The organism is Aerococcus sp. HMSC062A02 (assembly GCF_001809535.1).
In the GTDB taxonomy this organism is placed as follows: Bacteria; Bacillota; Bacilli; order Lactobacillales; family Aerococcaceae; genus Aerococcus.
This window is the reverse complement of record NZ_KV797921.1, coordinates 39,523-48,656: the sequence shown is the minus strand read 5'-3', so window position 1 is coordinate 48,656 and position 9,134 is coordinate 39,523. Positions and strand designations below refer to the sequence as shown.

8 protein-coding genes are annotated in these 9,134 nt (G+C 50.2%); all 8 read right to left on the bottom strand.

What is annotated here, in order from left to right; all coding sequences use genetic code 11:
• Positions 1-37: 37 nt before the first annotated feature.
• The 8 genes from HMPREF2626_RS03780 to HMPREF2626_RS03745 all read right to left on the bottom strand — a co-directional run bounded on the left by HMPREF2626_RS03780 (position 38) and on the right by HMPREF2626_RS03745 (position 8,968).
• Complete coding sequence (locus HMPREF2626_RS03780; RefSeq protein ID WP_141744579.1) at positions 38-826, bottom strand: L-threonylcarbamoyladenylate synthase; 789 nt, start codon at positions 824-826, stop codon at positions 38-40.
• Positions 827-847: 21 nt separating this feature from the next.
• Complete coding sequence (leuD, locus tag HMPREF2626_RS03775) at positions 848-1,444, bottom strand: 3-isopropylmalate dehydratase small subunit (RefSeq protein WP_070617654.1); 597 nt, start codon at positions 1,442-1,444, stop codon at positions 848-850.
• The gene (gene leuC, locus HMPREF2626_RS03770) at positions 1,431-2,837 is read right to left on the bottom strand and encodes a 3-isopropylmalate dehydratase large subunit (RefSeq protein WP_070617652.1); all 1,407 of its coding nucleotides are present in this window, start codon (positions 2,835-2,837) and stop codon (positions 1,431-1,433) included. The genes leuD and leuC overlap by 14 nt, the downstream gene beginning before the upstream one ends.
• A gap of 4 nt (positions 2,838-2,841) precedes the next feature.
• On the bottom strand, positions 2,842-3,897 hold the full coding sequence (gene leuB / locus HMPREF2626_RS03765; RefSeq protein ID WP_070617649.1) for a 3-isopropylmalate dehydrogenase: 1,056 nt from the start codon (positions 3,895-3,897) through the stop codon (positions 2,842-2,844).
• A gap of 3 nt (positions 3,898-3,900) precedes the next feature.
• Complete coding sequence (locus HMPREF2626_RS03760) at positions 3,901-5,433, bottom strand: 2-isopropylmalate synthase (protein ID WP_070617646.1); 1,533 nt, start codon at positions 5,431-5,433, stop codon at positions 3,901-3,903.
• Between the two features lie 1,308 nt (positions 5,434-6,741).
• A complete protein-coding gene (locus tag HMPREF2626_RS03755) occupies positions 6,742-7,608 on the bottom strand; it encodes an NAD(P)-dependent oxidoreductase (RefSeq protein ID WP_070617644.1) in 867 nt (288 codons plus the stop codon).
• Positions 7,605-8,156: a GNAT family N-acetyltransferase gene (locus tag HMPREF2626_RS03750; protein WP_070617638.1), complete on the bottom strand. Its 552-nt coding sequence runs from the start codon at positions 8,154-8,156 to the stop codon at positions 7,605-7,607. Before HMPREF2626_RS03750 ends, HMPREF2626_RS03755 begins: the two co-directional genes overlap by 4 nt.
• A gap of 107 nt (positions 8,157-8,263) precedes the next feature.
• The gene (locus HMPREF2626_RS03745; RefSeq protein ID WP_070617636.1) at positions 8,264-8,968 is read right to left on the bottom strand and encodes a DUF937 domain-containing protein; all 705 of its coding nucleotides are present in this window, start codon (positions 8,966-8,968) and stop codon (positions 8,264-8,266) included.
• Positions 8,969-9,134 lie beyond the last annotated feature (166 nt).

Sequence of the window (9,134 nt, the reverse complement as noted above, 5' to 3'; positions counted from 1 at the left end):
ATCATCCGAGTCTAAGCGCCAAGTCTCACACCCTATCTTAATAATAATGTCCGTGGCGGTAGTCCCAGCTGTTGAAGTGGTCGGCTAGGATTTGGAGGATGCGGTCGTTGTAGACGCCTTTACGGATGAGGATTGGAGCTGGGGTGACGTCACGTTCGCCGTGTTGTTCAGGCACCAGTTCGCCGGATTCGTCTTCAACGAAGGAGACCATGACCCCTTGTTCGTAGCGGGTATTTTCGTCCTTGTTGGGTTGGATGGAGGCTACATAGTCATCGGCTTCGATGATCAGGTCGGCTTCCTGTTCGATTTCTTCCCCGATGCCTTCAACGACGCCGCGGTTCCCTTTACCTGAAGGATTGGCAGAGGAAGCGAACATCAGGCGGCCTTCGCGTTCCCAGAGTTCATGGGCGATTTGTTCCCCTGGTACCCCGAAGCGGATAACGAAGCAGCTGGTACCACGAACGTCCGTCGCTAATTCTTCAGACCCGTCTCCTGGCATGTATTTAGCCTTAGCCTCTTCTTGCCAAGGGAGGATGCAGCCCATCAAGATGTCTTCGTCCCAGCATTGTTGGTAGAAGGCTTCGATTTCAGGGGTCATCTTAGCTAGGCTCTTCAATTGTTCCATAGAACCGCAGAGGGTAACGCCTGGTTTGTTCCGTTTACGGTGTTTCACCGCGAATTTACGCTCCAAGCCTTCCTTGTCGCTAGTCCCGATAATGTAGCCCACCTTGGTCGGAGATACAATCATCCCACCTTGGCCTAAAAGAATATCAACGGCTTCCTGGTTTGTTTGGCCATCCCAATGTACTTTCTTTGTCTCTGTCATAGTAATCCTTCTTTCTATTATTTAAGCGTCGTATTTATGGTCATTCGCTGCTTCATAAGCGGCGATAGCATCTTCATGTTTCAAAGTTTCCGTAATATCGTCCAGACCTTGGAGGAACTTGTTCTTGATCTGATCATCGATGTCAAAATGCTTGTCCCCCAATGGTGAGTGGATAACTTGTGCTTCAAGATCGACTTCAATCTCTGTTTCAGAGCCGAGATCAGCCAGGCCTTGACGGTAGGCCTCGTCTTCAATGGCAACCGGCAGGAGCGAGTTCTTGGTACAGTTCATATAGAAGATATCCGAGAAGCTTCCTGCAATGACTACCTTGAAGCCGTATTGGCTGAGTCCCCAAACCGCGTGCTCACGCGAGGACCCACAGCCAAAGTTATCGCCAGCTACTAGGATACTGGCCCCTTTATATTCCTCTTGGTTGAGGATAAAGTCAGGGTTATCTGTCATCTCCTTGTCCAGGTAACGTTGCTCAAAGAAGATGAAGTCTTCATAACCGAACTTGGAGATCCGTTTGATAAAAGCTTTGGGCATGATCTGGTCGGTATCAATATTATCATTCATCATCGGCACGATACGGCCGGTGTGCTGTCTAATAGGTTCCATCGGGCACCTCGATTTCTGCGGGTTCAATTTGACGGACGTCAACAATCTTACCAGCAACAGCTGAGGCTGCGACAGTTGCTGGACTGGCCAGGTGGGTTCGAGCATGTTGGCCCATCCGGTGCTCATAGTTTCGGTTAGAGGTCGACAAGACATGCTCGTAGGCTGGATAGCCGTCGGGATTCATCCCTAGGCAAGCCGAACAACCAGGTTCCCGCCATTCCAAGCCCGCCTCCCTAAAGATCTGGTCAATGCCGAGTCGCTCTGCTGCCTGCTTGACCCGTTTGGACCCAGGCACCACAATACCTGAAATATGATCGGCAACCTTATGGCCCTTGAGATACTTGGCGGCTTCTACCAAATCGGCGAGCCGGGAATTAGTACAGGAGCCAATGAAGATATGCTGGAGCGGAACATCTTGGTGGTACATGCCAGGTTTCTCATCCATGTAGGCATAGGCCCGTTCGTAGTCCGAATTGCCGTTAATTTCTGGATAGGGTTCATCGATAGCTACCCCCATCTCAGGGTTGGTTCCCCAGGTCACATAAGGCTTGAGGTCCGACACATCCAGGGAAATATAGGCGTCATACTGGGCATCAGGGTCCGTCTTCAGTTCTTTCCAGTCCGCAATAGCCGCTGCCATATTTTCTGGCGCATAGGGGCGGCCTTCTAACCAGTCAAAAGTCGTTTGGTCAGGCGCCATCATGCCCATCTTAGCCCCGAATTCAATGCTCATATTGCAAATCGTCATCCGGGCTTCCATGGTTAGATTTTCAATGGTTTCTCCGAAGTATTCTACCGCATAACCGGTCCCAAAGCCTGAGCCATAACTGGCAATTAATTTCAAAATAATATCTTTGGCATAGGTTCCGTGGGGCAGCTTGCCGGTGATCTCAACCCCCAATTTCTTAGGTTTGGTCTGCCAGATGCTCTGGGTAGCGAGAACGTGTTCCACTTCTGATGAACCAATCCCAAAGGCTATAGCACCGAAAGCACCATGGGTCGCTGTATGGGAGTCCCCACAGACAATGGTCCGTCCCGGTTGACTAGCACCGAGTTCCGGTCCAATCATATGAACAATCCCCTGGCCGTCCGAACCGATATCGTTCAGCTCAATGCCGAAGTCCTCACAGTTCTTGCGCAGGGCATCAATCTGTTGACGGCTGATTTCATCTTGTATATTAAAAACATCCTTGGTTGGTACATTGTGATCAATCGTCGCAACGGTCCGGTCTGGGCGTCGGACTGGCCGTCCTTGTTCGCGCAAGGATTCAAAACCTTGAGGCGTGGTCACCTCGTGGATCATATGCAGGTCCACATAGAGGAGTTGGGACCCGCCTTCTTCGCCGGCTAGGACGTGGCGGTCCCAAACTTTATCAAAGAGTGTTTTTCCCATTTTTTTATTTGGCTCCTTTCATCAAGTCTAACAAGGCTTGGGTAAAGGCTGTCGTACTGGCTTCACCCCCTAAATCCTTGGTTTTTATTCCTTTGGCCATTAATTCTTCTGCTGAAGCTTCCACAAAGTCCGCTGCCTCATTGAAAGCAAAGCTCTGTCTGAGCATCATAGTGACACTGAGGATCATGGACATGGGGTTGGCAATATTTTGCCCCGCAATATCAGGTGCTGAGCCGTGGATAGGTTCATAGAGCGATGGCCCCACTGTGCCGTGGCTAGCCGAGGCCTGCATGCCCAGGGATCCTGAGAGAACCGAGGCTTCGTCGGATAAGATATCCCCAAAGAGGTTCTCGGTTAAGACTACATCGAAGTCCTGGGGTTGGGTCACAATCTTCATCGATGCTGCATCGACGTAGAGGTGGTTGACCTCAACATCCGGATAGTCCGCCTTGATGGCTTCAACCGTATGGCGCCACAAGCGGCTAGAGGCTAAGACATTAGCCTTGTCAACGCTGGTTAATTTCCCGCGCCGGCTCTGGGCCAATTCGAAGGCTTTGCGGGCGATCCGCTCCACTTCCTCCCGGCGGTAAGGCATGAGGTCAGAAGCATAGTCCGTTCCTTCCACTTTGTCACCGAAATAGGCCCCGCCCGTTAATTCTCTAACCACGACAAAGTCTGTCCCAATTACCCGATCAGCCTTTAATGGCGAGAGGTCGGCTAAAGAAGCCCCCACCTTAACTGGCCGGTAGTTGGCGAAGAGGCCCAAGTCCTTGCGCATGGCTAAGAGTCCAGCTTCAGGGGTCACTTCGCAGTGCTCATACTGGGGTGCTCCAATGGCCCCTAAGAGAATGGCATCCGCTTGGTGGAGGGCTTCTTGGGTAGCCTTTGGATAAGGATGGCCGCAAGCGTCGATCCCAGCCCCACCAAAGGGCTGAGGATCAAGGTCAAAGTGATAGCCGTAGCGGTCGGCCACCGCATCGAGAACCGCCAAACCGCTGGCCATGATCTCTTCGCCGATGCCATCCCCAGCCAGGACAACAATCTTCTTGGTATCAGTCATCGGCTAGGCCTCCTTTGTGTCTTGATCAGCTTTCAGTTTACCGCAGGCTTGGACATAGGCCATAGCCGAAGCGGTAACCACATCGTAGTCGATCCCACTCCCGTTATACTGGGTCCCGTCTTCATTGGCAACAGCCACGTGGACTTCAGCCTGGGCATCGATCCCACCGGTCAGAGCTTCTAAGCGGTAGTCGGTCAAGTGGGAATTGGCCTGCATGATGTCATCCACCGTATTGAAAATGGCTTCGATCGGGCCCTTGCCCATGCCTTGGCCGGTTACCACTTCGGCATCTTCTTTGTTTTCCTTGATTTGGATCACAGTCGATGGAATGCCATTGGTCCCGGTCATCAATTGGAGGCTAACCAGTTTGTAGTCAGCGGCTTGTTCATCTTCGTGGCCGAGCACGAGATAACGAATGTCTTCATTTGATACCTGCTTCTTCTTATCAGCTAGGACCTTGAACTTAGCAAAGGCAGACTTGATGTCTTCTTCGGATAAGTCGAAGCCCAAATCTTCTAGGCGCTTACTGAAGGCATGGCGGCCGGAGAGTTTACCCAGTGGCAAGGCATTGGTTTGAACCCCCACCATTTGAGGCGTAATAATTTCATACGTTGAGGCATTCTTGAGGACACCGTCTTGGTGGATACCGGACTCATGGGCGAAGGCATTGTCCCCGATAATTGGCTTGTTACGAGGGACTGGCATCCCGGACAAGTGGGAGACCAGGTCAGACAAGCGCTTGGTCTGTTCCAGGTTGATATGGCTGGTGCATTGGTAGTGGTCTTCCCGGATTCTTAAGGCCGTCGCTACTTCTTCCAAGGCTGTATTCCCAGCCCGTTCGCCAATCCCATTGATGGTTCCTTCCACCCGGGTGGCCCCGTTCTCAATGGCAGCTAAGGCATTGGCTGTTGCCATGCCCAAGTCATTGTGGCAGTGGCAGGAGAACATCACGTCATCGAATTTGGGACATTCTTTTTGAAGGTGTTGGAAGATCTGAGCCATTTCTTCAGGATTGGTGTAGCCGGTAGTGTCTGGGATATTAATAATGCTTGCCCCGGCGTCAATGGCTGTATTGACGGCTTCGGCTAAGAAGTCCAGCTCAGTCCGCGTCGCATCTTCCGGTGAGAATTGCACACTTTCGAAATATTGTTTGGCATAGCGGACATGGTGGTCAATATTTTCGAGGACCTCTTCCTTGGTCATCTTTAATTTAAATTCGCGGTGGATAGGGCTAGTGGCAAGGAAGACGTGGATGGAAGGTGACTTTGCATTCACTAAGGCATCACGGACCGCCTCGATATCCTTCTCCCGGCAGCGGGCCAGACCAACAGTCGTTGTGGACTCTAGGCTATCTGCAATAGCTTTCACGGCTTCGAAGTCACCAGGACTTGAGATGGGGAAGCCGGCTTCAATGGCATCAATGCCCCACTCTTCTAATTGTTTAGCGATACGAACTTTTTCTTGGGTATTGAAGTTAACGCCTGGCGTCTGTTCCCCATCACGGAGGGTTGTATCAAAAAAATCAATCTGTTTCATTCGTCTCTTCCTTTCCACATTTTTGGAATTCATCACTTCAAAAGAAAAGGCACCTTGTTACGGAACAAGGTGCCTACCACCTGCTCCCTTTGTTGTACGCAAATTAGGACGCAGATGTTAGTTTAAGAACCACATATGCGCCTGCTAGCATAATAATAAGAGAGCAAGATGACGGAAATCGTTACAACAAGGATAGTTGCTGGTCATTGGCATGTTAGTTTGCGAAGTCATAAAGTCCATTGTTCTTACTCCCTTTCTGTGATTTCTTAATGCATGTTTTAATCTTAATCTAATCTGATCGAATTGTCAAACTATTTTGCCGGAAAAATTAAGTTTTTTTGAAATGATTTTAATCTTTGGGTTGTAAAGCTTTTAAAGCTGTGCTGATGAGCATCCGTTACGCTTTTGAATTTGGTCCTTGAATTATAGAGGATCAAGAACGGCTAGCACCGTTTTGTACTATATCGGTAAGTCGCTTACGCTCTAACGGCTATAGCAGCACCGGCTCGAGTCCTAGTGGTCTCTCGACTAGCAAGACTCAAACGGCTAGTACGGCTAAAAAATAGCCTACTAGCCGTAATTCGCTTTGCTTGCTTAGACGTGGCTAAGGACCAACTTCAACGCTCCACTCCTGCTCATAGATGCATTGCTGAACAAATTCTATTAAAAAATTAAATTATGCTGGGAAATGTAGAATGGTTATAAAAAAGATTAGAAGCTGAATTTCAAAGCTTTCTTTTAAACTTGCTTGGTCATAGATTTTAGAAGTGGCTACTTGCTAAGGAGTCTCTCATTTGAAAGTTGGAGAGCGGCTACTTGCTAATGAGGCCCTCGTTTGAAAGTTGAAGAGCGGCTACTTGCTAATGAAGCCCTCGTTTGAAAGTTGAAGAAGGGCTACTTGCTAATGAGGCCCTTATTTGAAAGTTGAAGAGCTTTAGAAAAGAGAAACGTAAATTTATCACATAAAAAGCTTGAGACAAAAGCTCAAGCTCTCAGCATAATAATAAATTTGTTAAATATGTAAGACAGTAGACTTTTCTAAGCTAAGCACTCCCTCGCACCCTCTAGTTAGGTTCGCAAGAGCAGCTTTGGAATGCTTTCACAAGTTGGAAACGTGCAAGTGTAATTTGCCCTTATTCCAACTTACTCCAAGCATCCAAAGCTAAATGCTCTTGCTCACACCCTTAGTCGGGTTCGCAAAGGCAGAAGCTTCTCCACTTCACACGAGCGAAACGTGCAAGCTGAGCTTGCCCTTTTTCGTTCGTGCTCCAGTGGTAAGCTTCTAACCGCCTTTGCTCACACCCTCCTTTAATAATTGTTATCCCAGAGTTTCATCAGGGCCTGGGTGCCGGCGTCTTGGTAGCCTTTGTCGGCTAGGCGTTGGTAGAAGTCGTAGGCCATTTGGCAGGCGGGGAGGTCAATTCCCATGCGATCAGCTTCGGCTAGGGCAATGCCCAGGTCTTTGATGAAGTGTTTGACAAAGAAACCTGGGCTGTAGTCGCCCTTAACGATCCGTGGGCCATAGGAAGTCAGGGAGAAGTTCCCAGCGGCGCCAGAAGATAGGGTGTCAATGACCTGGTTGACATCGAGTCCTGCCGTTTTGGCATAGACCAGGGTTTCCATGACGCCTAACATGGTCGCAGAAATCATGATTTGATTGGCCATCTTGGCATGCTGGCCGGCACCTGCTTGGCCAAAATACTGGACGCTGGCACAGAAAGTGTCTAAGACAGGACGGATTTTATCTGCACTAGCTTGGTCGCCCGCTAAAAGGCAGGTCAAACGACCCTCGCGCGCCCCGACATCGCCACCCGTTACAGGCCCATCCAGAACTTGGACGCCCTTGTCTTGGCCAACTTGGGCTAATTCCTGGGCCAGGGCCGGGGTCGAAGTGGTCATATCGACAAAAACCTGCCCCTGGCGTGCCCCCGCAAAGAGACCCTGGTCGCCGAGATAGACCTCACGCACATCATCAGGATAGCCAACAATGCTTAAGACTAAATCCACCTGGCCAGCGAGGGCTTCAGGTGAATCACACCAATGTGCTCCCGAAGCGACCAGGTCATCTGCCTTGGCCTTGGTGCGATTATAGACAAAGAGTTCATAGCCTGCTTCAAGGATGTGCCGGGCCATGGATTGTCCCATCACACCCAAACCAATAAATCCAACTTTCATCTGTCATCTTCCTCCTTTTCCTGACCGAGCACCAAGGGACGTTTGAGGAGCCAGTCACACTGGACCTCTTCCCCCATCACAAAAGCGTGCTCGGAAAAACGTTCAAAACCATACTTCCTATAGAAGGCCTGGGCCCTTAGATTATGCTCCCAAACCCCCAGCCAAATATAGGGGCAGTCCCAGCCCCCTGCCTTGACTAGGGCAAAATCCATGAGTACAGAACCGAGACCTCTCCCCTGGTATCCCGGACGAATATAGAGGCGTTCGACCTCTAGCCAGTCTCGGGGTTGTTCTTCCGACTGCTGACCGCCGCGATTGACTTTGATATAGCCCAAGACCATGTCCCCTTCTTTAAGATAATAGAAGTAAGAGTCTTCCTCTGACAATTCCTGGACCAATCGCTCTGGCGCATAAGCGGTCTCTAAGTAAGCCGCCATATCCTCATCCGAACACGTTCCCTCAAAGGTCGCTAGGTAACACTCGCGACTCAGTCCAGACAAGCGCCTCGCTTCCTCAACAGGGATCGCTTCAATACTCAACTCTGCCATCCATCTCCCCCTCTCCATAAAGTCTGCTTAGTCCTATTGTGGCAGATTGGCCTCTGAAAATAAAGAAAAAGCAGCTTCCAGGGCTGCTTTTTCAAAGAACGATACATTTACTTGGTCAGCTTATCAATCAGGCCGCCCAAGAGACCGCCGTCGTCATCTTGACTGGCTTCTTTCTTAGCAGCTTGGTCCTTTTCATCGACGGTGACATTGTCGATAACCTTACCCAAGAGGCTATCATCTTCGGTCTGATTCTCATCCACCGTTACGGCATCGAGGACCCGTTCTAGGAGGCTGCCTCCTTCTTGGCGGGCCTGACCCTCTACTTCGCGGGAGGCCTGGTCGACTTCCTGACCCAGGTCTTCCTCAGCTACATTATTAGACTTCCGGCGGTGGGCCAAGTACATGAGAACCATGGGCGCTAGGACAATCAGGGTCCGCTTAACAGAAGCTGTATCCATATTCAAAGCCTGGGCGATCTTATCGATGATCCCCTCTTTCTCATTTTGGTCCTTGAAGACATGGTTGAGGATCTTGTCGCCGTCCTCCTGGTCCACCTGCTCGGCTGCCTGATCGATGGATTCGAACTGGTCGGCCTTGTCGTGATCGTTTAGGGCCTGGTTGAGCGAGTCAATCCCCGACTGGTCCTGGCTGTTGCGGTTGATCGCCTTCATAATCATCGGCAAGCCCAGCGTCATGATCTTCCCAAAGTCCGCTGAAGAAACATTGGCTTGCTTGGCTAAGGAGTCATTGGACTGGCCGCCCTGACCCGTCAACATCCCAATTAAATTGCCTGCTTGGTCAAATAAACCCATTGCGCACACGTCCTTTCTTTTTTCCTTTATTATAAGTCAAAAAAATAGCGCTACCAAACAAAAAGCACCAGGGTGTGAGAGGATGCGGGAGAAAGGGAGCTCTGGAGTAAAAGGCTAGAGAAGCTCAGAGAGCTTCGACAGCCTTTTGCGAAGAGGAGCCCTTTCT

Excerpts from the sequence above, each read along its gene's own strand:
- HMPREF2626_RS03750 (WP_070617638.1), bottom strand. The coding sequence starts at position 8,156 with ATGGCAGAGTTGAGTATTGAAGCGATCCCTGTTGAGGAAGCGAGGCGC.
- leuD (WP_070617654.1), bottom strand. The coding sequence starts at position 1,444 with ATGGAACCTATTAGACAGCACACCGGCCGTATCGTGCCGATGATGAAT.
- leuB (WP_070617649.1), bottom strand. The coding sequence starts at position 3,897 with ATGACTGATACCAAGAAGATTGTTGTCCTGGCTGGGGATGGCATCGGC.
- HMPREF2626_RS03755 (WP_070617644.1), bottom strand. The coding sequence starts at position 7,608 with ATGAAAGTTGGATTTATTGGTTTGGGTGTGATGGGACAATCCATGGCC.
- leuC (WP_070617652.1), bottom strand. The coding sequence starts at position 2,837 with ATGGGAAAAACACTCTTTGATAAAGTTTGGGACCGCCACGTCCTAGCC.
- HMPREF2626_RS03760 (WP_070617646.1), bottom strand. The coding sequence starts at position 5,433 with ATGAAACAGATTGATTTTTTTGATACAACCCTCCGTGATGGGGAACAG.
- HMPREF2626_RS03780 (WP_141744579.1), bottom strand. The coding sequence starts at position 826 with ATGACAGAGACAAAGAAAGTACATTGGGATGGCCAAACAAACCAGGAA.
- HMPREF2626_RS03745 (WP_070617636.1), bottom strand. The coding sequence starts at position 8,968 with ATGGGTTTATTTGACCAAGCAGGCAATTTAATTGGGATGTTGACGGGT.